This window comes from Streptomyces sp. NPDC046215 (genome assembly GCF_040646215.1).
GTDB lineage: Bacteria > Actinomycetota > Actinomycetes > Streptomycetales > Streptomycetaceae > Streptomyces > Streptomyces stramineus.
The window spans coordinates 1-18,909 of sequence record NZ_JBEYZW010000057.1; the positions used below are offsets into that span (position 1 = coordinate 1).

General features: G+C 73.9%; 19 protein-coding genes and 1 riboswitch. Of the genes, 11 read left to right on the forward strand and 8 right to left on the reverse strand.

The genetic code is table 11. From position 1 onward, the window contains the following. Nucleotides 1-88: 88 nt before the first annotated feature. Both ABZ951_RS22950 and ABZ951_RS22955 read right to left on the reverse strand, forming a co-directional pair. Nucleotides 89-292, reverse strand: coding sequence for a cold-shock protein (locus tag ABZ951_RS22950; RefSeq protein WP_340491335.1), 204 nt, complete (start codon nucleotides 290-292; stop codon nucleotides 89-91). A gap of 266 nt (nucleotides 293-558) precedes the next feature. Then, nucleotides 559-1,104, reverse strand: coding sequence for a hypothetical protein (locus tag ABZ951_RS22955; protein ID WP_344095485.1), 546 nt, complete (start codon nucleotides 1,102-1,104; stop codon nucleotides 559-561). Nucleotides 1,105-1,396: 292 nt separating this feature from the next. Here ABZ951_RS22955 and ABZ951_RS22960 point away from each other — a divergent pair, with 292 nt between their 5' ends. The 4 genes from ABZ951_RS22960 (at nucleotide 1,397) to ABZ951_RS22975 (ending at nucleotide 4,689) form a co-directional block, all read left to right on the forward strand. After that, nucleotides 1,397-2,290 (forward strand): LysR family transcriptional regulator, encoded by an 894-nt coding sequence (locus ABZ951_RS22960; protein WP_344095487.1) that lies wholly within the window; start codon nucleotides 1,397-1,399, stop codon nucleotides 2,288-2,290. Nucleotides 2,291-2,406: 116 nt separating this feature from the next. Next, nucleotides 2,407-3,492: an S-(hydroxymethyl)mycothiol dehydrogenase gene (locus ABZ951_RS22965; protein WP_344095489.1), complete on the forward strand. Its 1,086-nt coding sequence runs from the start codon at nucleotides 2,407-2,409 to the stop codon at nucleotides 3,490-3,492. Then, entirely contained in the window at nucleotides 3,489-4,121 is a 633-nt protein-coding gene (locus tag ABZ951_RS22970) for an MBL fold metallo-hydrolase (protein WP_344095491.1), read from the forward strand. Before ABZ951_RS22965 ends, ABZ951_RS22970 begins: the two co-directional genes overlap by 4 nt. Nucleotides 4,122-4,305: 184 nt before the next feature. Then, complete coding sequence (locus ABZ951_RS22975; protein ID WP_344095493.1) at nucleotides 4,306-4,689, forward strand: VOC family protein; 384 nt, start codon at nucleotides 4,306-4,308, stop codon at nucleotides 4,687-4,689. Nucleotides 4,690-4,752: 63 nt separating this feature from the next. On the opposite strand, the gene ABZ951_RS22980 is transcribed toward ABZ951_RS22975, so the two are convergent. Then, nucleotides 4,753-5,502, reverse strand: a complete 750-nt coding sequence (locus ABZ951_RS22980) for an SDR family oxidoreductase (protein WP_344095495.1) — start codon at nucleotides 5,500-5,502, stop codon at nucleotides 4,753-4,755. Nucleotides 5,503-5,662: 160 nt separating this feature from the next. Between ABZ951_RS22980 and ABZ951_RS22985 the strand changes: the two genes are divergently transcribed. Together ABZ951_RS22985 and ABZ951_RS22990 are read left to right on the forward strand one after the other, a co-directional pair. Next, complete coding sequence (locus tag ABZ951_RS22985) at nucleotides 5,663-5,860, forward strand: DUF1918 domain-containing protein (protein ID WP_344095497.1); 198 nt, start codon at nucleotides 5,663-5,665, stop codon at nucleotides 5,858-5,860. A 142-nt stretch (nucleotides 5,861-6,002) separates the two neighbouring features. Further along, nucleotides 6,003-7,556 (forward strand): alpha/beta fold hydrolase, encoded by a 1,554-nt coding sequence (locus ABZ951_RS22990; protein WP_344095499.1) that lies wholly within the window; start codon nucleotides 6,003-6,005, stop codon nucleotides 7,554-7,556. A 19-nt stretch (nucleotides 7,557-7,575) separates the two neighbouring features. Here ABZ951_RS22990 and ABZ951_RS22995 read toward each other — a convergent pair whose 3' ends face one another. After that, the gene (locus tag ABZ951_RS22995) at nucleotides 7,576-8,610 is read right to left on the reverse strand and encodes a hypothetical protein (protein WP_344095501.1); all 1,035 of its coding nucleotides are present in this window, start codon (nucleotides 8,608-8,610) and stop codon (nucleotides 7,576-7,578) included. 479 nt (nucleotides 8,611-9,089) lie between these two features. Between ABZ951_RS22995 and ABZ951_RS23000 the strand changes: the two genes are divergently transcribed. Further along, a complete protein-coding gene (locus ABZ951_RS23000) occupies nucleotides 9,090-10,166 on the forward strand; it encodes a S1 family peptidase (protein ID WP_361280572.1) in 1,077 nt (358 codons plus the stop codon). Between the two features lie 72 nt (nucleotides 10,167-10,238). Here ABZ951_RS23000 and ABZ951_RS23005 read toward each other — a convergent pair whose 3' ends face one another. Continuing rightward, on the reverse strand, nucleotides 10,239-10,712 hold the full coding sequence (locus ABZ951_RS23005; RefSeq protein WP_344095505.1) for a C40 family peptidase: 474 nt from the start codon (nucleotides 10,710-10,712) through the stop codon (nucleotides 10,239-10,241). Between the two features lie 3 nt (nucleotides 10,713-10,715). Then, nucleotides 10,716-10,879, reverse strand: a riboswitch (cyclic di-AMP (ydaO/yuaA leader). A gap of 346 nt (nucleotides 10,880-11,225) precedes the next feature. Here ABZ951_RS23005 and ABZ951_RS23010 point away from each other — a divergent pair. After that, nucleotides 11,226-12,308 (forward strand): glutamate--cysteine ligase, encoded by a 1,083-nt coding sequence (locus tag ABZ951_RS23010; protein WP_344095507.1) that lies wholly within the window; start codon nucleotides 11,226-11,228, stop codon nucleotides 12,306-12,308. Between the two features lie 298 nt (nucleotides 12,309-12,606). On the opposite strand, the gene ABZ951_RS23015 is transcribed toward ABZ951_RS23010, so the two are convergent. Then, nucleotides 12,607-14,100, reverse strand: coding sequence for an MFS transporter (locus ABZ951_RS23015; RefSeq protein WP_344096276.1), 1,494 nt, complete (start codon nucleotides 14,098-14,100; stop codon nucleotides 12,607-12,609). Nucleotides 14,101-14,456: 356 nt separating this feature from the next. On the opposite strand from ABZ951_RS23015, the gene ABZ951_RS23020 reads away from it, so the two are divergent. Then, on the forward strand, nucleotides 14,457-14,933 hold the full coding sequence (locus ABZ951_RS23020) for a universal stress protein (RefSeq protein WP_344096278.1): 477 nt from the start codon (nucleotides 14,457-14,459) through the stop codon (nucleotides 14,931-14,933). Here the strand turns inward: ABZ951_RS23020 and ABZ951_RS23025 are convergent. After that, nucleotides 14,930-16,171: an ATP-binding protein gene (locus ABZ951_RS23025; RefSeq protein WP_344096280.1), complete on the reverse strand. Its 1,242-nt coding sequence runs from the start codon at nucleotides 16,169-16,171 to the stop codon at nucleotides 14,930-14,932. The genes ABZ951_RS23020 and ABZ951_RS23025 overlap by 4 nt on opposite strands. 222 nt (nucleotides 16,172-16,393) lie before the next feature. Between ABZ951_RS23025 and ABZ951_RS23030 the strand changes: the two genes are divergently transcribed. Beyond that, nucleotides 16,394-16,882 carry a universal stress protein gene (locus ABZ951_RS23030; RefSeq protein ID WP_344096281.1) on the forward strand — a complete coding sequence of 163 codons (489 nt, stop codon included), beginning with the start codon at nucleotides 16,394-16,396 and terminating at the stop codon, nucleotides 16,880-16,882. Nucleotides 16,883-16,897: 15 nt separating this feature from the next. Here the strand turns inward: ABZ951_RS23030 and ABZ951_RS23035 are convergent, their stop codons facing one another. Beyond that, the gene (locus ABZ951_RS23035) at nucleotides 16,898-17,632 is read right to left on the reverse strand and encodes a polysaccharide deacetylase family protein (RefSeq protein WP_344096283.1); all 735 of its coding nucleotides are present in this window, start codon (nucleotides 17,630-17,632) and stop codon (nucleotides 16,898-16,900) included. 232 nt (nucleotides 17,633-17,864) lie between these two features. On the opposite strand from ABZ951_RS23035, the gene ABZ951_RS23040 reads away from it, so the two are divergent. Further along, nucleotides 17,865-18,908 (forward strand): YncE family protein, encoded by a 1,044-nt coding sequence (locus ABZ951_RS23040; RefSeq protein WP_344096285.1) that lies wholly within the window; start codon nucleotides 17,865-17,867, stop codon nucleotides 18,906-18,908. The last annotated feature ends 1 nt before the right edge of the window (nucleotide 18,909 follow it).

The window sequence follows — 18,909 nt, forward strand, 5'->3', positions numbered from 1 at the left end:
ACCAAAACACCACACCCCCCCCGCCCGGGGGGGGGGGGTCCACCCCCGCGGCGCGGGGGCGCCCACCCCCCACGACCCGTCGGCCAGGCTAAAGCTTGGTGACGTTCTCCGCCTGGGGGCCCTTGGGCCCCTGCGTCACGTCGTATTCGACGAGGTCGTCCTCATACAGCTCCTTGAAGCCGGTGGTCTGGATGGCCGAGAAGTGCACGAACACGTCCGGGCCGCCGTCGTCCTGCGCGATGAAGCCGAAGCCCTTGTCCGCGTTGAACCACTTCACCTTGCCTGTTGCCATCGGTTCCATTCCCTTTTTTCCCAAGCCAACGGTGCGCTGTCGTCGCACCGGCCACGGTCTTCACGAGCAACCCCGGCGTCTCCACCTTCCCCGCACCGTGGCGGAGAAATGTCCTTCGCCTCGCGCCCTTCACCCGCCGGAGCTAATCCCCGCCCCACCGGCCGAAATGGTGCTTTTACCCTACAATTTTCTTATGGCTGCCCTGGGAAGTCCGCGGAAATCCCGCCTCCCCGGGCGGGATCGGCCGGCTCCGTGGCTGTGCGCGCTCAGCGCCCGGCGCCGGCCGGTGTCGCGGCCGGGCACGTGATGTCGGTGCCGCCCACCGGGTACATCCCGTCCTTCTTGGCCTGCCCGCCCTGGTACTCGTAGTAGAGGTAGGTGTAGAACTCGATCCGCCGGCTGGGGCCGCACGCCGAGTCGGCGGCGACCTGGTAGGTCAGCGTGACGGTACGGCTGGCGCCCGGCAGGACCGGCACGCTGTAGCTGACCGCGCCGCTCTGCTTGGCGGCCACGGTGCACGAGGTCGTGTCCCCGGTGCACTCGGAGAAGGCGTACTTCAGCCCCGGGTCCGACGAGGTGTTCCACGTCGGCTGGATCGACTGGTACACGAACTGGGCGTTGGTGGACTGGTCGTTGGTGAACGTCAGCTTGATGGTGACCGTGGACCCCGGCGTCGCGGACGCCTTGTCGACGGCGATCGTCATGGGCGGGGTGTCGGCGGCGGAGGCCGGCTGGGCGGCCAGGCCCAGCAGGGCGACGACGAAGGCGAGTATCGCGGACAGGCTGAGCCGTCCCGGTGTTGGTCTGCGCATGGCGAGGGAGCGTAGACAGAGACCTCGGGTCTTGGCTGTACCCACCGCACAGGATCGGCCAGGGGCGACCGCCCCGGTGTGACTCCCGGAGCTGGTGTGAGGCAGGAGGCCGGGTTGCGGTGGTGTGGCGAGTTGGCCGGGAAGTGTGGGTGGTGGAGGAGTGAAAAGGGCCCGGACGGGGTGGCCAGGGCCCCGGTACCCGGCATTCCGGCCCGTCTCCGCCCGCCCGGCGCGCAGCCGCCGGCGCCGGGTCGGCCGATCGGGGCACATCCAGCACCTACCATGCTCAATCATGGAACTCCGACACCTCGAACACTTTGTGGCCGTCGCCGAGGAGCAGCACTTCACCCGTGCCGCCGAGCGGCTGCGCGTGGCCCAGTCCGGGGTGTCGGCTTCGGTGCGCGCCCTGGAACGCGAGCTGGGTGCCCAGCTGTTCGTCCGCACCACGCGGCGGGTCGGCCTCACCGGCGCGGGCCGGGCGCTCCTGGGCGAGGCGCGGCGGACGCTGGCCTGCGCGGCGGCGGCCCGGGAGGCCGTCGCGGCGGTGCAGGGCCTGCTGGGCGGCACGCTGTCGGTGGGCACCGAGCAGTGCATGGGCACGGTCGACGCCGCGGCCCTGCTGGCCGCCTTCCACGACCGCCACCCCCAGGTGGAGATCCATCTGGAACAGGCGGGCTCCGGGCGGCTGCTGGAGCAGATACGGCGGGGCGAGCTCGATGTGGCGTTCGTCGTCCACGACGACGTCCACGAGGGGGTGCGGCTGCACCGGATCGCCGAGGAGCCGCTGATGCTGCTGTGCCGGGCGGACCATCCGCTGGCGGGGCTCGGCGGCCCGGTGCCGCCGGCGCGGCTGGCCGGGGAGGTCTTCGTCGACCTCCACCCGGACTGGGGCGCGCGGCGGGCCGCGGACTCGGCGTTCGCCGAGGCGGGAGTGACCCGGAAGGTGGCGCTCCAGGTCAACGACGTCTACACGCTGCTCGACCTCGTCTCCCGGGGCCTGGGGGCCGCGGTGGTGCCCCGGCCGGTGACGCTCAAGGAGCAGGCGCGGGGGCTGAGCGCGGTGCCGCTGGCGGGGGCGACGTCCTGGAAGGTGGGGGTGGCGGTGCCCGCCGCCGGGCGGCCGGGCGCCGCGGCCCGGGCCCTCCTGGACATGATCAACAATGGTCGGGACCAGTCAGGCCGGTGAATGCCGATTGAGCATCACTTCTGCTGAATGTGATCGGGTTGGTGTGTTGGACACCGCTCCCGTTCCGGCGCAGAGTGGACACCGGCTTCATCACCGAGAAAGGCAGGCAGCTCCCCATGGCGCAAGAAGTACGCGGTGTCATCGCCCGAGGCAAGGGCCGACCCGTCGAGGTCGCGACGATCGTGGTGCCGGACCCCGGCCCGGGTGAGGCGGTCGTGAAGATCCAGGCGTGCGGGGTGTGCCACACCGACCTGCACTACCGGGAGGGCGGGATCAACGACGAGTTCCCCTTCCTCCTCGGCCACGAGGCCGCGGGCGTCGTGGAGTCGGTCGGCGAGGGGGTGAGCGAGGTGGCCCCGGGTGACTTCGTGATCCTCAACTGGCGTGCGGTCTGCGGGCAGTGCCGGGCGTGTCTGCGCGGGCGCCCCTGGTACTGCTTCAACACCCACAACGCCGAGCAGCGGATGACGCTCACCGACGGCACCGAGCTCTCCCCCGCGCTCGGCATCGGCGCCTTCGCCGAGAAGACCCTGGTGGCCGCCGGGCAGTGCACCAAGGTCGACCCCGCCGCCTCCCCGGCCGCGGCCGGGCTGCTGGGCTGCGGTGTGATGGCGGGCCTGGGCGCGGCGATCAACACCGGCGCGGTGGGCCGCGGCGACACCGTCGCGGTGATCGGCTGCGGCGGCGTGGGCAGCGCGGCCGTCGCGGGCGCGCGGCTGGCCGGCGCCTCGAAGATCATCGCGGTGGACCTCTCCGACGCCAAGCTGGCCACGGCCGCGTCCCTGGGCGCCACCCACACCGTCAACTCCCGCTCGGACGACGCCGTCGAGGCGATCCGTGCGCTGACCGGCGGCTTCGGCGCGGACGTCGTGATCGACGCGGTCGGCCGCCCGGAGACCTACCGGCAGGCGTTCTACGCCCGCGACCTGGCCGGCACCGTGGTCCTGGTGGGCGTGCCGACGCCCGAGATGAAGCTGGAGCTGCCGCTGCTGGACGTCTTCGGGCGCGGCGGCGCGCTGAAGTCCTCCTGGTACGGCGACTGCCTGCCCTCCCGCGACTTCCCTCTCCTGATCGACCTCTACCTCCAGGGGCGGCTCGACCTCGACGCGTTCGTCAGCGAGACGATCGCGCTGGACGAGGTCGAGGAGGCGTTCGCCCGCATGGAGAAGGGCGAGGTCCTGCGCTCGGTGGTGGAGCTGTGACGACCGCCCGCATCGAACACCTCGTCACGTCCGGCACGTTCGCCCTCGACGGCGGCTGCTGGGACGTCGACAACAACGTCTGGCTCGTCGGGGACGACCGGGAGGTCCTCGTCATCGACGCGGCCCACGACGCCGCGGCGATCGAGAAGGCGGTGGGCGGCCGCCGGCTGACGGCCGTGGTGTGCACCCACGCGCACAACGACCACATCGACGCGGCCCCCGAGCTCGCCGCCCGCACCGGGGCCGTGGTTCTCCTGCACCCGGACGACCGCGAGCTGTGGGAGCAGACGCACCCCGGCGCGGCCCCCGGCGGCTCCCTGACGGACGGGCAGGAGCTGTCCGTCGCCGGCGTCACGCTGACCGTCCTGCACACCCCGGGCCACAGCCCCGGCGGGGTCTGCCTGTACGCGCCCGCGCTGGGCACCGTCTTCACCGGGGACACTCTCTTCCAGGGCGGGCCCGGGGCGACGGGCCGGTCGTTCTCCGACTTCCCCACCATCGTCGACTCCATCCGGGACCGGCTGCTGACGCTGCCGCCGGAGACGGTGGTGCGCACGGGGCACGGTGACAGCACCACGGTCGGCGCGGAGGCCCCGGCCCTCGCGGACTGGATCGCGCGGGGCCACTGACGGCGCGCTGAGGCTCATTGAGGCATCGCACGCCCGCCCGGGACGGACTCCGGGCGGGCGTTCCTTCTCCCTCTGGCGGGCGGCCCCGGGCGTCGCTTACGATCTCCAGCGCGGCATCGAACGTCGTCACCGTCCGGGTGAGGCGCACGAGGTGCCTGTGAGATGCCTACGGAGGCATTCCACCATGCCGATCGAGCTGAACCACACCATCATCCACGCCCGGGACCGCCGGGCCTCCGCCGTGTTCCTGGCGACCGTCCTGGGCCTTGAAGTCGGCCCGCCCCTGGGCCGGTTCCTGCCCGTCACGACGGACAACGGCGTCACGCTGGACTTCGCCGAGACCGGCCCGGACATCGCGGCCCAGCACTACGCCTTCCTCGTCGCCGAGGAGGACTTCGACGGGATCTTCGAGCGCATGCGGGACACCGGGACACCGTACTGGGCCGACCCGCGTCAGGAGCGGCCCGGCGAGATCAACCACAACGACGGCGGACGCGGCGTGTACTTCCTGGACCCGTCGGGGCACTACATGGAGGTCCTCACCCGCCCGTACGGCAGCGGCTCCTGACGGAGTCCGGGCGGTGCGGGGCCGCGGCACAGCGGCCCCGCACCGGCCTCTGCACCGCGTCGCTCAGCGCAGCGCGTAGCCGCCGTCGGGGTAGAGCGTCGAGCCGGTGGTGAAGGTGCTGGTGAAGAGGAAGAGCACCGCGTCGGCGATCTCGGCCTCCGTGCCGACCCTGCCGAGCAGCGCGTCCCGGCCGTACTGCGCGAAGCTCTCCTCCCGCACCCGGTCCGGGCGCCCGGCCCACAGATTGCCGTCGACGGTGCCGGGCGAGACCACGTTGACGCGCACGGGGGCGAGTTCCACGGCGAGGCCGCGCCCCAGCCCCTCGATCGCCGCGTTGCAGGCCACGTACGCCGGTGCCGCGGCCGGTGGCCGGACGCTCGCGGCACCGGCCATCAGCACGACGGAGGCGTCCGGAGTCAGCTTCGCAGCGGCGTGCTTGACGGTGTGGTACTGCCCCCAGAACTTCGAGACGAAGGGGCTCTCCGCGTCGCTGTCGCTCAGCTCCCGCATGGGACCGACCCGGTAGGAGGCCGCCGGGGTGAAGAGGTGGTCGACCCGGTCGACGCCGGCGAAGAACGCGGCCAGCGACTCCTGGTCGGTGGTGTCGACCACGTGCCACCGCGCCCGTTCCCCGAGCGACTCGGCCGCCGCCGCGAGCCGGTCCGCGCCGCGCCCGCCGAGCGTCACCCGGGCGCCGCCGGCGACGGCGCGGCGGGCGACCTCCAGGCCGATGCCCGAGCCCCCGCCGACGATGACGACCTCACGGCCGGCGAGCGGAGCGCCGGAGGCGGGGCTGAAGACGGGAGCGGTCATGCGAGGTCCCTTCGGCGAGCTGAGCCGCGGTGCCCGCGACCCGGGCACCGCCACATGATCGAACCGCCGGGGCGCCCCGCGGATTCCCGGCAGGCGCCGCGGCGGGGCGGACCTTACGATGAACAGCACGGAACGCTGTGCACAGCGGAAGGTGCGGATCATGCATGCGAGCAAGGGTGACCGGCTGGTGATGCACGGCCGGGTCGTCGGTGAGCACGACCGGGTCGTCGAGATCGTCGAGGTCCTCGGACCGGACGGCACGCCCCCCTTCAAGGTGCGGGCCGCGAACGGCCATGAGTCGATCATGAGCCCGGGCCCCGACAGCCAGGTCCGGCACGACAAGGGCGACCTGACCTGACTTAAGCGAAACCTTCCCTCAGGGCGAGGCGGGCCGCCTCGCCCTGAGGGAAACCCCCGGGCGGACCCGGGGGTTTGCTCCACCTCCTTTCCGGGGGCTGGGCCGCTGGGCACGCAGGGGTGGATTTCCTAGGTTTGTGATCATGAAATCCACCCTGACCGCGGTGACCGCCGCGGCCCTGGCCCTCGTCCTCGCGGCGTCCGCCGACGCCGGTGCCGACCAGCCTCGCCCCCGGCCTGAGCCGGGCACCTCCGCGACCGGCGCCCCCAAGGCGCTCGACCGCTTCTACCAGCAGAACGTCCGGTGGGGGCCCTGCGAGAGTCCGGACCTGGCCCGGACCGGCACCGAGTGCGCGAAGGTCACCGTGCCGCTCGACTACGCCGCGCCCACCGGCCGTACCCTCTCCGTCGCCGTCTCCCGGCTGAAGGCCACCGGCCCGGCCACCGCCCGCCGGGGCATCATCCAGACCAACCCCGGCGGCCCCGGCGGGCGGGGCCTGGACTTCCCCGCCGCGCTGCGCGCCAAGATGACCCCGCAGGTGGCGGCGGCGTACGACGTCATCGGCATGGACACCCGGGGCCTGGGGAAGAGCGAACCGCTCGACTGCGGGCTGAACAGCCTCAGCTGGCTGCGGGGCACCGGCTTCGACCGGGCCGCGTTCGACCGGGTCGCGAAGCAGGCCGCCGACGACGCCGCCAAGTGCGACAGCGCATACGGCGACTCACTGCGGCACTACTCCACGCGCAACATCGCCCGCGACGTGGACGTCGTACGCGGTGCCCTGCGCGAGCGGAAGACCTCGTGGTTCGGCCAGTCCTACGGCACCTACCTCGGCGCCGTGTACGCGCAGATGTTCCCGGGCAAGGTGGACCGGCTCGTCCTCGACAGCGCCTTGAACCCCCGCGAGTACGGCCGCAAGACCACCCAGGCGATGGGCCCGGCCAACGAGAAGGCCCTGGACGAGCTGGCGGCCTGGGCCGCACCGCGGGACGCGGTTTACCACCTGGGGAAGACGCCCGCGGCCGTGCGCGCCACGGTCGAGGGCCTGGTGCGCCGGGCCGCCGAGCGCCCGATCGCCATCGGCACGTACCGGCTGGACGCGCAGAACCTGCCGTTCATCCTCTTCGCCATGGGTACCGACGACTTCGACAACGCGCAGTACGCCGCCGTCCTGCGGCAGCTCGCCGACGCCGCGGCGGGCAGGAAGGTCGAGGCCACCGAGCGGCTGGCCGGCCTGCTGGCCGCCATGTTCCCCACCGGCGCCGACGAGAACGGCACCCGAGCCGACTACGCCGCGCAGCTCGCCGTCCTCTGCGCGGACACCACGATGCCGGGCGACCCGGAGGAGTACCGCAGGACCATCGAGCGGGTCCGCCCCCGGCAGCCGGTCTTCGGCCCCGTCGTCAACGCCCCGATGCCGTGCGGCTGGTGGAAGCACAAGCCGCACGAGCGGCGGACCGAGATCGACAACACCGTGCCGGCCCTCCAGCTCCAGGCCACCGGTGACACCCGCACCACCTACGAGCAGGGCCTCGGCATGCACAAGGCGATGCGCGGCTCCACGCTCGTGACCGTCCCCGTGCGCACCCACGCCGTGTTCGCGTATTACCCCAACGCCTGCGCCAACAAGACGGTCAACGACTACCTGCTGACGGGCGATCTGCCCGCCGCCGACACCACCTGCGCGCGCGACTGAGCGAAGCCGGGGCGGCCCCTCAGAGCAGCTCTCGCTGCCCGCCGTACCCGGCGAAGTAGGTGCGCAGGGCCGCCAGGTGCGGCAGGACGGGCCGGTGTGCCGTGGGCAGCACCCCCAGGCGGATCTGGGGGTGCCGCGCGCGGGCCAGGTCGAAGGCCCGGACCACCGGCTGCGCCGGCGGGGCCGCGGAGTCCCCGGCCAGGGGCGCGAACCCGGTCCACCACACCGGCTTGCCGCCGTCCCGGTACGCCCGCATCACCTCCGCCACGGCCGGGAAGTTCCCCGGCCCCAGGGCGGCGGGCTCCTCCTCCGGGCCGGGGCCGAGGCCGGGGCGGAGAGCCAGGACGTCGAAGTGGTCGCGGGCGCCCGCCGCGTAGACGTCCCGCACGAAGCGGTGGTCGGTGTGGCGGGGCCCGCCCAGCACCACGACGGAGGACGGGCGGGCCGACCGCAGCCCCCGCGCGCACGCCCCGAGCAGCGCGACGTAGCGGGCCGTGCGCTCGGCCGGGTCGGTGACGCCGGTGGTGTCCGGCACGTTGGGCTCGTGCCACACCTCCCAGGCGTGGACGCGGTCCCCGTAGGTGGCGGCCAGCCAGGCGGCCCAGGGGGTGACGGCCCCGGGGTCGTCGGGGAAGCGCGCGGCGGGATCCTGGAGGGTCGCGCCCGCCCGTGCCCACGCGGGCGACCCGTGGAGGGTGACGAGCGCCTTCATCCGGCGCCCGGCCACGGCGTCCAGGAGGGCCTGAAGGCGCTGGTGGTAGGGGTGACCGGGATCGGGCCCGCCCCGGCCGCGCTCGCTCCTGGACCAGGCGACCTCGACGCGGACGACGCCGACGCCGTACGCCCGCAGGGTGTCGAGGTGGCGGTGGAAGGCGGGGCGGGGCCGCCCGTCCTGCCAGTACCCCTTGCCCATGCCGTGGAACTCCGCCCCCAGCGCGGGCGGCACGGACCGGGCGGTGAGGGCCGGCGCGGCCGGGGCCGCCCCTCCCGCGCCGGGAAAGGTCGTGGCGAGAGCCGCGCCGGCGGCCGAGACGACGAAGGTACGGCGACTCATGCCGTGCAGCCTTCCAGCAGCGGCCTCCCCTGCCACCGCTCCGACGCGGGCATCACCCGTACAGGTGGCGGTGGCGGGAGCCCGATGTCCGCCACGGGCGTGCGGCAGGTCGGCGCGTGCGCGGAGTGCGCCCACCGGAGGCCGAGCCGGTGAGCGATTATCGGACAGGCGCGGGGGCCGATGTCCGCTCAGCGCTCCACGGCGGTTCCCGCTTGTCACCCGCGGTCAGTGGTGCGGCGCGTGGTGCCCCTGTGCGGCAGGAGGCGCGGGGACGCCTCGCACGGAAGGCCGAATGCTGCTCTTGAACGTCGCTCCGGGCGACCGGATACTCGATCGCACTTGACATGGACGCGACCGTTTTTCATCGGCCCCCACCCGGTGTCGCGCCCGGTCCCCACCCGACCCGCACGCGCTCACCCCGTACGTCCTCCGCGCCCGGACATCGATGTCACCGGGCGCTCCCCCACAGGAGGTCCCGAGTGACACGCTCACGCATTCCCGCACGCCGCCGTGCCGCCCTGGCCGGCGCCGCGGCCGCGGCCCTGACGGCGGCGGCCCTCACCCTGCCGAACGCCCACGCCGCCCCCGCCCCCGGCCCCGAGGCCCTTTCCGGCGTCGATGCGTCGCGCCTCGCCCAGCGGCTCGCCGCCGCGCTCCCGGCGGAGACGGCCGGTGCGTACTACGACGCCGGGGCGCGGCGGCTCGTCGTCGGCGTCGTCAGCCGGAAGGCGGCCGACGCGGTGCGGGCGGCGGGCGCCGAGGCCAGGTTCGTCCGGCACTCGGCCGCCGAGCTCGCCTCGGCCCGGCGCGCGCTCGCCGCGCAGGCCGCGATACCGGGCACCACCTGGTCCGTCGACCCCCGGGCCAACAGGCTCGCCGTCACCGCCGACAGCACGGTGGAGGGGACCGCGCTGGCGCGGCTGGAGAAGGCCGTCGCCGGGCTCGGCGACAAGGCGGCGCTCAGGCGGACGCCCGGGAAGCTCCGGCCGTTCATCGCGGGCGGCGACGCGATCTGGGGCAGCGGCGTGCGCTGTTCGCTGGGGTTCAACGTCACCAAGGGCGGCAAGCCGTACTTCCTGACCGCCGGTCACTGCGGCAACGTCTCCTCCAGCTGGTCCGCCTCGCAGGGCGGCGGCCGGATCGGGGTGACGGAGAGCTCGTCCTTCCCCGGCAACGACTACGCGCTGGTGCGCTACACCTCCACCGTGGCCCACCCCAGCGCGGTGAACCTCTACAACGGCCGGCTGCAGGAGATCACCGCGGCCGGTGAGGCGACCGTCGGGGAGCAGGTGCGGCGCAGCGGCAGCACCACCCGGCTGCACGACGGCGAGGTGACCGGCCTCGACGTGACCGTCAATTACGAGGAGGGCGCGGTCGACGGCATGATCGCCACCACGGTCTGTGCCGAGCCGGGCGACAGCGGCGGGGCCCTGTTCGACGGCGGCACCGCCCTGGGGATCACCTCCGGCGGCAGTGGCGACTGCGGCTCCGGCGGCGAGACGTTCTTCCAGCCGGTGACCGACGCCCTGCGGGCCTACGGGGCGCAGATTCCCTGACCCCCGGCCCGCCGGCCCGGCCCCCGCGTACGCCTCCCGGCGCCGGGGGCCGCGCCGCGTCCTGGTGGCGCGTCAGTTGACGCGGCCGTACCAGACGCTGTTGCTCCAGATCTTCTCCAGCCGGACGGACGCGCCGGGCTTGGGCGAGTGCCAGATCTTGTTGTCCCCGGCGTAGATGCCCACGTGGTAGACGTTGCTGCCGGAGTGGAAGAAGACGAGGTCACCGGCCTGGCGCGAGCCCGCGGACAGGTGCCGGGTCTTGTTGTACTGCTGGGCGGCGGTGCGCGGCAGCGACTTGCCGACCTTCTTGAACGAGTAGAGCGTCAGGCCCGAGCAGTCGAACCGGTTGGGGCCCGCGGCGCCGTACTGGTAGGGCGAGCCCTTCTTCGAGGCCGCGACCTTCAGGGCGCTCTGGCCGGCCGTCGCCGCCTGGGCGTCACCGGCCATGCCGGGCAGCAGCATCGACGCGGTCACGGTGGCCGCGGTGAGGACGGACGCGGCCCCGGCCTTGGAAACGAGCGCGGGTATGCGAGGGAACGCAGACATGCCAAAACCCTTCGTCATCCGCCTGCGAAAGATGACCTGTCGGGTTCGGGCTGTCGAAGTTGCCCGGCCACAGTTGTGGCTTCACCCCAAGAACCACCGCGATCGTGGTTCGCCTTGCTCGGGTCTCCCGCTCCTGCCGATCCATAGGGATCTGTCCGCACCCGGACAGCGGCAGGACTCGGCGTCCGCCCGGGTCGCCCGCCTCGGTGACGGGATCTTGTTGTTCGAGCCAAGATCCTGCATCACGGAACGCCCGAATCCCGCGTCGGAAGGGGCATCTGTGAACTTCTTCACTTCATCGCCCGCCGCGGAACCGGGGGTTGTCGATGCCTCGGGCGAACCACGCAAACCCTTTTATCCAAAGGGCTTTGAAGAAAGCGGAAGACCGAAATCGCGTCACATGAGTGCCCCTGACACGGGTACCCGCACGAACACGGGGCTGCTTTGCGTCACAAATACGCGGCGGCCGGGTCCGCGCGGTTCGGTGCCGGGGCACGGGGGTAGCGATACGGCATGCTCACCCTAGGGATCGAGGAGGAGTATCTTCTGCTCGACCCGGCCACCGCACTGCCCGTAGCCCTGGCAGAGCAGGTCTGCGCGGCATTGGACCTGGAGCCGGCCGTGCACGAGCGGGAGATTCAAGCGGAGCTCCTGCAGGCCCAAGTGGAAGTAGCCACTCCGGTCTGCACGGACCTCGCGGAGGCGAGCCGGCACCTGCTGCGGCTGCGCCGCGCCGTCAGCGCCGCCGCCAAACAGAACGGCTGCCGGATCGCCGCCTGCGGGACGTCCCCGCGCGCGGGCCTGGCCCCCGTCCCCGTCACGCGCAGTCCGCGGTATCTGGCCATGCACGCCCGCGCCCCCCAGCTGGTGGACGAACAGCTGGTCAACGGCATGCACGTGCACATCGCCATCCCCGACCGCGAGACGGGCGTCGCCGTCCTGAACCGGCTCCGTCCGTGGCTGCCCGTGCTGGTGGCCATGGCGGCGAATTCCCCGATGTGGCACGGCCTGGACACCGGGTTCGCCAGCTGGCGCACCGTGGTCTACAGCCGCTGGCCCGTCTGCGGGCCGCCCCCGCACTTCGCCGGCCTCGCCGACTACGAGGAGCGGATACAGGCGCTGTTCGTGGCCGGGGCGATCAGCGACCGGGGGCAGCTGTACTGGCAGGCGCGGCTGTCGGACCGCTACCCCACCATCGAGGTGCGGTGCCTGGACGTCCAGTTGCGGGTCGACGACGCCGTCATGTTCGCGGGCATCGTCCGCGCGCTGGTGGCCACGGCCATCCGGGACGAGAAGACCGGGCCCCCGGTCTCCCACTGTCCCCAGGAGCTGCTGAACGCCTCGAACTGGCACGCGGCCCGGCACGGGCTGGAGGGGGTGCTGGTCGACACCGAGGGCAAGCGCCGGGGCGCCGAGGACGTCGTGCACTCCCTGCTCGCCCACATCGAGCAGGCGCTGGCGGAGTCGGGTGACACCCGTCAGGTGAGCGCGCTGGTCCACCGTCTCCTGCGGCGGGGCACCCCGGCGGACCGGCAGCGCCGGGTCCTGGCCGCGGACGGCATCCGCGCCCTCACCGACCTCATCACCGAGCCGTGACCGCCCGGACGGGCGGGAAGGGCGGTACCGGCGCGCGGGCCGGGCAGCGGGATCGCCCTCGATCCGCCCGGGCACCGGCGGGCGGTCGCGGGCGGGTGCACGGGAACGCGTGGACGGCAGCACGGCGGCAAGGCCCGGGGGACACAGTCCGGGACGGGCCGGCGGATCCGCCGGCCGGCGCGGACCGCACCGCGAGGAGGACGCGGAGGCAGGCGGCCTGCCGGCGGGCGAAGCGCGGGCCGGGCAGGCCGCCCCGGCCGGGCCCGGCGGACCGGCGCGCCCCGCCCGCAGCCGCGGCTCAGTGGGCGGAATCGGCCCGGAAGCCCCGTGGCACGAGGACGGCCGCCAGCGCGACGGCCACCGCCACGATGCCCAGGGACACCAGTGAGGTGCTGGTCAGCGCGTCGTCGTAGGCGGTGCGGGCGGTGTCGAGGAGGGCGTGGCCCACCTCGGTGTCGTGGCCGAAGGACCGGGCCACGTGGTCGGCACCGCCCACCGACTCCCGCGCGGTCTCCAGGTCGTCCCCCCGCAGTTGCGCCGGCAGTCCGGTCATCTCGGAGCGGAACAGCGTGGTGTGCACGCTGCCGAGCAGGGCCACGCCGAAGCCGATGCCCAGTTCGTAGGCGCTCTCGGAGACCGCGCCCGCCTGGCCGGCCCGCTCGGGCCGGACGGCCGAGATCATCACGGCCGCGGAGGCGGTGATGGCCATGCCGTCGCCGATGCCGAAGGTGACCAGGGCGACGGCCACCGCCCCGTACCCCAGGGGCTGGGGCGCTGCGGCCAGCACCGCGAACCCGCACAGCAGGGCGGCCAGACCCACCGTCAGCACGGTCCGGACGCCGATCCGGCGCAGCAGCCACGGTGTCAGCAGCGAGGACGCGAGCGCGGCGAGGGCCACCGGCAGGGTGCGCAGGCCCGCTTGCAGGGCGTCGTAGCCGTGGACGTACTGCAGCCACAGGGAGATCAGGTAGAGGGCGGCGCCGATGGCCGTCATGGCGATGAGGGTGGCCAGCGCGGCGGCGAGAAAGGGCCGGTTGGCGAAGAGCCGGACGTCCAGGAGGGGGTCCGAGGAGAGCAGTTGGCGGCGGACGAACCAGGTCAGGGCGGCCAGGCCCACCAGCAGCGCGGCCAGGTCCACCGGGCGGAACCCGCCGGCCAGGTGCTTGATGCCCCAGGCGGCGGCGATGATCCCGGCCACGGACAGCAGCGCGGAGACGAGGTCGAGGGCGTGGTGCGAGGGGCTGCGGTACTCGGGGAGCAGCAGGACGGCCGCGACGAGGGTGACCAGGACGATGGGCACGTTCACCCAGAAGGCGGCCGACCAGGAGAACGCGTCCACCAGGACCCCGCCCACCAGCGGGCCGATGGCCGCGCCCGCCCCGGCCACGGCGGCCCAGACGCCGATCGCGAGGGTGCGCTCGTGCGGGTCGGTGAAGATCGTGCGGATCAGCGAGAGGGTGGAGGGCATCACCATGGCTCCGCCGATGGCGAGCAGGACCCGGCCGGCGATCAGCTGGAGGATGTTGTCGGTGACTCCGGCGGTCGCGGCGAGCACGGAGGCGACGCCGAACACGGTGAACCCGGCGATGAACAGCAGCTTGCGGCCGAACCGGTCGCCCACCGCGCCGGCGGTGACGAGGAGCCCGCCCAGCACCAGCCCGTAGATGTCAATAATCCACAGCTGTTCCAGGGCGTCCGGCTGCATCTCCGTGATCAGCGAGGGCAGGGCCACGTTGAGGATGGTGGCGTCCATGGCCACCAGCAGGAGGCTCGCGCACAGGACGGCGAGCATCGCCCAGCGGGCCGGATCCGCCGGGGCGGGACCGGCTGCACCGGGCGGCCCTGGCGGCCCTGGCGGCCCGGCGGAGGAGACATGATCCACGGGGAGTGCCGTCCCTTCGGGGACCACGTGCGCTGTGCCCCGGAACGGAACCTAACCCGGGCCCCGGCGCCCCGCATCCCGGGCCCGATCCGGCGGACCGTGCCGCTCACGGCCCGCTCGCGGACCGGTGACGCCGCCGCCCGCATCGGCCGATCGGCCCCCTCGTCTCCCCCGGCGCATCCCCCGTCGGACCGATCCCCAGGGGGCGGGCGGGGTCCTAGCGTCGGAAGGGTCAGCTACGGAGCAGCACGCGAGGAGGTCGGAAGATGTCGGAGACCGTGGAGCGCGTGGAGCGCGTCGTCGTCGGCGTGGACGGGTCGGCCGGCAGTGTGGCGGCCCTGAGGCAGGGCGCCCGGGAGGCCGTCCGCCACGGAGCGGTGCTGTGTCCGGTGCTCGCCTGGGCGCCGCCGGGCGGGGAGGCCGCCGACGCCGTCTCGCCGGCCCCCCGGGACGTCCGCGCGCACTGGGAACGGGCCGCCCGGGAGCGGCTGATGCGGACGTGCGACAAGGCGCTGGCGGGGCGCGCGGACCGCCCGAGCATCGCGCCGCGGGTGCTGCGGGCCGACCCGGGCCCGGCGCTGGTGGCCTGCGCGCACCACGGCGGCGACCTGCTCGTCATGGGCGCGGGCAGCCACGGGCCCGTGCGCCGCCTCCTGCGCGGATCGGTGAGCCGGCACTGCCTCAAGCACGCCCACTGCCCGGTACTCGTCGTTCCGCCCGGCCCGGTGTCCCCGGGCTCCTAAGGGACCGGCGCATCCGGCGCGGGCCCGGCCGGACGCGCGTCCGCAGGCAGCCGGACCTCGACGGCCGTGCCCGCGCCGGAACTGTCCACGCGGAGGCGGCCGCCCGCGCTCTCCACCCGGACGTGGTGGCTGGCCAGGCCGATGTGCCCCTCCCGCAGCCGCCGCTGGACGATCCGCTTGTCGAACCCGACCCCGTTGTCGCGCACCGTCAGGACCGTCTCGGCCCCGGCGCCGGAGCCCTCCACCGCCAGCCCCACCCGGACGTGGGTCGCCCGGGCGTGCTTGACGACGTTGCCCAGCAGCTCGCGGGCCGTCGAGTACAGCAGGGCCTCGTGGCCGACCCGGCCCGGCAGCCTCAGGTCGTAGTCGACGGTGAAGCCGCCGCGCCGGGCGCAGCGGTCACCGGCCGCCTCCAGGGCGGCCGACAGCCCGGCGGCGGACAGGATCTGCGGGTGCAGATCGAAGATGATCTCCCGCATCTCCTGGACCGTCCGGCGGACCTCCGTCTGCGCCCGCTCCAGCGCCGGCGCGCCGGACGCGGGCACGACGGCCTCGACGTCCTCCAGGTCGTGGAGGGCGGCGAGCAGCGTCTGCACCGCGCCGTCGTGGAGGGCGTCGGCGACATCGGCCCGCTCCCGGGCCTCCGCGGCGAGCGCGTCGTCGAGCAGCAGCTCACGGGCGTCGAGGAGCTCGGAGACCGTCTCCGTCCGGCGCCGCAGCAGGGCCGCGACCAGGGTGCACACCATCACGATCCACAGGACGTACGCCTCGTCGACGACGACCGGCCAGACGCTCTCCCCGGCGCGGGTCAGCAGGTGCGGCAGCGACATCGCCGCGTAGGCCGCCATGCAGACCGCCCCGAACGCGGCGGTGACCTTGGGCAACTGCCACAGCACGGTGGCCAGGGGCCAGATGAAGTAGGCGTAGCGGACCGGGGAGTCCGGGCCGCCGGCCGCCACCGCCAGCCCCGTGACGATCAGGAGGTCGACGGCAGGCGCCGCCACCGCGCCGCGGAATCCGGTGACCGGACGGCGGTACACCCACCCGAGCCGGCCCACCGACCACAGCGCATAAACGACGAGCAGGCAGTTGAACCAGAAATGGTAGAAGTAATCGACTTCCGGCTGCCGGCCCGCCAGGAAGAGCGGAACGAGGAAAAGCAGCCGGCACCAGGCGACATAGCGCGACGATTGCGCGGCCATCTCGCCGACTTGCCGCTCCCGCCACCGTGTGGTCATCGCTTCGAGATTACCTCCGAGGGGGAGCCGATCGGTGGAATCGGGTTCCCCCGCCCGGTGGCCCGGCCGGCCGGTTCCGCCGAGGTCGCGGCGGTTCTAGCGTGGAAGGCGCGGTGATCGACCACTGCCCGGGAGCCGCCCGGAAAACCCCGGAAAGCGGTCCCCCGAGGCCGCCGGGAGAAGTGCCGGGAAGAAGGCCGGAGAAGAGAAAGGACCGAGGAAATGCAGAATTCAGTGCGCCGTGTCGTGGTCGGGGTCGACGGATCGGCCGGAAGCCTTCTCGCCTTGCGCCGGGCCGCGGGAGAGGCCCGCCGTCATCGCGCCCGGCTGTGCCCGGTCCTCGTGTACTCCTCCCCCCGGGGCGACTACCTCGATGCGGTGTGGCCGCCGGACGAGGAGGAGGCGCGGGAGCTCTCCCACCAGGCGCACGACCGGCTGAAGTGCGCCTGCGAGCGCGCTCTGGGCGGCCTGCCGCGGGATGTCCCCTGCGAGCCGGTCGTCGCCCTCGGGCCGGCGGGCCCGCTGCTGGTCGAGGCCGCGCACGAGGACGGTGACCTGCTGGTGGTGGGCGGCGGCTCGCACGGGCCGGTGCACCGCCTCCTCGCGGGCTCGGTGAGCCGTTACTGCGTGCGGCACGCCCCGGGCCCGGTCCTGGTCGTGCCGCCGGAACGGCCCGCAGCGGATCCGGAGGCGGCCGCGCACCGCGTATGACCCGCGCGCGGCCGCTCAGCAGTCCAGCGGGTAGGGGATGCGGGACGTGGTGGGCCCGGTGGAGCGGCACAGTCCGTAGCCCTGGCTCCGGAGGTCGTCGACGATGCCGGGCAGCGCTTCGGGGAAGCGGGTGAAGAGGTGCCCGAGGACGACGCCGCCGCGCTTGGCCGCGGCCGGGGCGGCGCGCACGCCCGCCCGCAGTGCCGCCGGGCCGGGGAACTCCCCGCCGGTGCCCTCCCAGTCGCGGGTGTCCACGGTCCAGGTGCAGATCCGGTAGCCGAGCGCGGCGGCGATACGGGTCTCGCGGTCCCCGAAGCGGCCGTACGGCGGGCGCAGCAGGGTGCTGGGGAGGCCGCCGCGGATCTCCTCGCGGGCGTCCCGCTCCGGGAGTTCCGGCAGGCTGCGGTGGGAGCGGCTGTGGTTGCCGACCCAGTGGCCCTGCGCGCGGAGGGTCGCGGTGATGTCGGGGCGCCGGGCGGCGTACGCGTTGATGAGGAAGAACGCGGCGCGGATGCCCCGGCCGTGGAGGTAGGAGCCCACGCGCACGGCCCGGCCGTCGTCGCCGTAGGGCCAGTCGTCCAGGGTCAGCAGGACCCGCTGGGAGGTGTTGCCGCACCGCCGGTGGTCATAGCGGCCGGGCCCCGCGGCGGTGGCGGGGACCGGGCAGAGGGCGAGGGCGAGCAGGGCGGCCGCCAGGGCCGTGGACAGCGGTCGGCGGGTGGCACGGATGCCGTGCCGGGGTGGGAACATGCGGGTTCTCCTCGTGTGGTCGCCGCCCCGGTCCGATGATCGGGGCACCCGGGCCGGACCGCCGGCAGAGCGACGCCCGGCGAGGCGCCCGGGCCCGGGCCCGGCCGGAGTGACCCCGCTCACGCCGGATCGCGCCGGTTTCCGCCGCCACCTGGATCATTGCGCGGGCGGCAAGGATTCCTTGCCCGCGCCGCACTGGAGTCACCCGCCGGTGGCGCTCAGGATGCCGGTCATGACCTACGAATCCACGGGTTCCGCCCGTGACATGCTGGCCGTGGTGAGCCAGAGCGGACCGACCGTCACGTTCTTCGACGCCGCCACCTACGAGCTCCTGGACGTCCTCGAAGTGCCCTCGGAGCCGCATGAGTTGTGCTTCGACGCGGCCCGCCGTCTGCTGTACTGCAGCTGCGCCTACGTCTCCGGTTACTACCACGCCCACCAGGGGCAGGGCCGGCAGGTCGCCGTCATCGACGTCGACGCCCGCAAGGTGGTCGACACCCTGGACACGAGCCCCGACCACGCGCCGCACGGCCTGGCCCTGGACTCCGTCCGGGACAGGCTGTACGTCAGCGTCGAGGCCACGGCGACGGAGCCGGGCGGGGTCGTCGTCTTCGACGCGGGCACCCGCGAGCGGATCGGCCGGATCCCGGTCATGGCGCACGGCCCGCACTGGTTCGCGATCACGCCGGACGGGCGCCGCGGCTACTCCACCAACAAGGAGGCGCCGTTCGTGTCCGTCGTCGACCTGGAGCGCGACGCGTTCGCCGGGCGCGTCGCGGTCCCGGGCAGCGAGGGGCTGGACGTCTCGCCGGACGGCCGGTACGTCTTCGCCGCGGCGCCCAAGGGGGACTTCGCCGCCCCGTCCGCCGCGCGGCCGGGCATCCGGGTGATCGACACCGCCACCGAGGACATCGTCCGGACCCTGCCCACCGGCGGGCTGGTCTTCCCGGTGCACACCACGTCCACCGGCGCGGTCCTCGCGGGTGAGCTGCGGACGGCCGGGGGCGCGGGCGGCACGCTGGGCTCCCAGGAGAACGGGGTGCTGACGGTTTTCGCCCCGGACACCCTCGAACCCGTCGGGCACGTGGAGGTCGGGCGGTTCCCGCTGACCATCACCTCCTCGCCCGACGGCACCGTGGGGTACGTCGCCAACGTCGTGTCCGGCACGGTGACCGTCGTCGACCTGGAGCGGCTGCGGGTGATCACCACCCTGGAGGTGGCGCGGCGGGGCGAGGCGGGGGCGCACGGCCTGGCGTACCTCCCCGCGGCCCGCTGAG

What these genes read in the sequence shown, in the direction of transcription:
- ABZ951_RS22950 (WP_340491335.1), bottom strand. Translation starts at nt 292, where the DNA reads ATGGCAACAGGCAAGGTGAAGTGGTTCAACGCGGACAAGGGCTTCGGC.
- ABZ951_RS22955 (WP_344095485.1), bottom strand. Translation starts at nt 1,104, where the DNA reads ATGCGCAGACCAACACCGGGACGGCTCAGCCTGTCCGCGATACTCGCC.
- ABZ951_RS22960 (WP_344095487.1), top strand. Translation starts at nt 1,397, where the DNA reads ATGGAACTCCGACACCTCGAACACTTTGTGGCCGTCGCCGAGGAGCAG.
- ABZ951_RS22965 (WP_344095489.1), top strand. Translation starts at nt 2,407, where the DNA reads ATGGCGCAAGAAGTACGCGGTGTCATCGCCCGAGGCAAGGGCCGACCC.
- ABZ951_RS22975 (WP_344095493.1), top strand. Translation starts at nt 4,306, where the DNA reads ATGCCGATCGAGCTGAACCACACCATCATCCACGCCCGGGACCGCCGG.
- ABZ951_RS22980 (WP_344095495.1), bottom strand. Translation starts at nt 5,502, where the DNA reads ATGACCGCTCCCGTCTTCAGCCCCGCCTCCGGCGCTCCGCTCGCCGGC.
- ABZ951_RS22985 (WP_344095497.1), top strand. Translation starts at nt 5,663, where the DNA reads ATGCATGCGAGCAAGGGTGACCGGCTGGTGATGCACGGCCGGGTCGTC.
- ABZ951_RS22990 (WP_344095499.1), top strand. Translation starts at nt 6,003, where the DNA reads ATGAAATCCACCCTGACCGCGGTGACCGCCGCGGCCCTGGCCCTCGTC.
- ABZ951_RS22995 (WP_344095501.1), bottom strand. Translation starts at nt 8,610, where the DNA reads ATGAGTCGCCGTACCTTCGTCGTCTCGGCCGCCGGCGCGGCTCTCGCC.
- ABZ951_RS23005 (WP_344095505.1), bottom strand. Translation starts at nt 10,712, where the DNA reads ATGTCTGCGTTCCCTCGCATACCCGCGCTCGTTTCCAAGGCCGGGGCC.
- ABZ951_RS23010 (WP_344095507.1), top strand. Translation starts at nt 11,226, where the DNA reads ATGCTCACCCTAGGGATCGAGGAGGAGTATCTTCTGCTCGACCCGGCC.
- ABZ951_RS23015 (WP_344096276.1), bottom strand. Translation starts at nt 14,100, where the DNA reads ATGCTCGCCGTCCTGTGCGCGAGCCTCCTGCTGGTGGCCATGGACGCC.
- ABZ951_RS23020 (WP_344096278.1), top strand. Translation starts at nt 14,457, where the DNA reads ATGTCGGAGACCGTGGAGCGCGTGGAGCGCGTCGTCGTCGGCGTGGAC.
- ABZ951_RS23025 (WP_344096280.1), bottom strand. Translation starts at nt 16,171, where the DNA reads ATGACCACACGGTGGCGGGAGCGGCAAGTCGGCGAGATGGCCGCGCAA.
- ABZ951_RS23030 (WP_344096281.1), top strand. Translation starts at nt 16,394, where the DNA reads ATGCAGAATTCAGTGCGCCGTGTCGTGGTCGGGGTCGACGGATCGGCC.
- ABZ951_RS23035 (WP_344096283.1), bottom strand. Translation starts at nt 17,632, where the DNA reads ATGTTCCCACCCCGGCACGGCATCCGTGCCACCCGCCGACCGCTGTCC.
- ABZ951_RS23040 (WP_344096285.1), top strand. Translation starts at nt 17,865, where the DNA reads ATGACCTACGAATCCACGGGTTCCGCCCGTGACATGCTGGCCGTGGTG.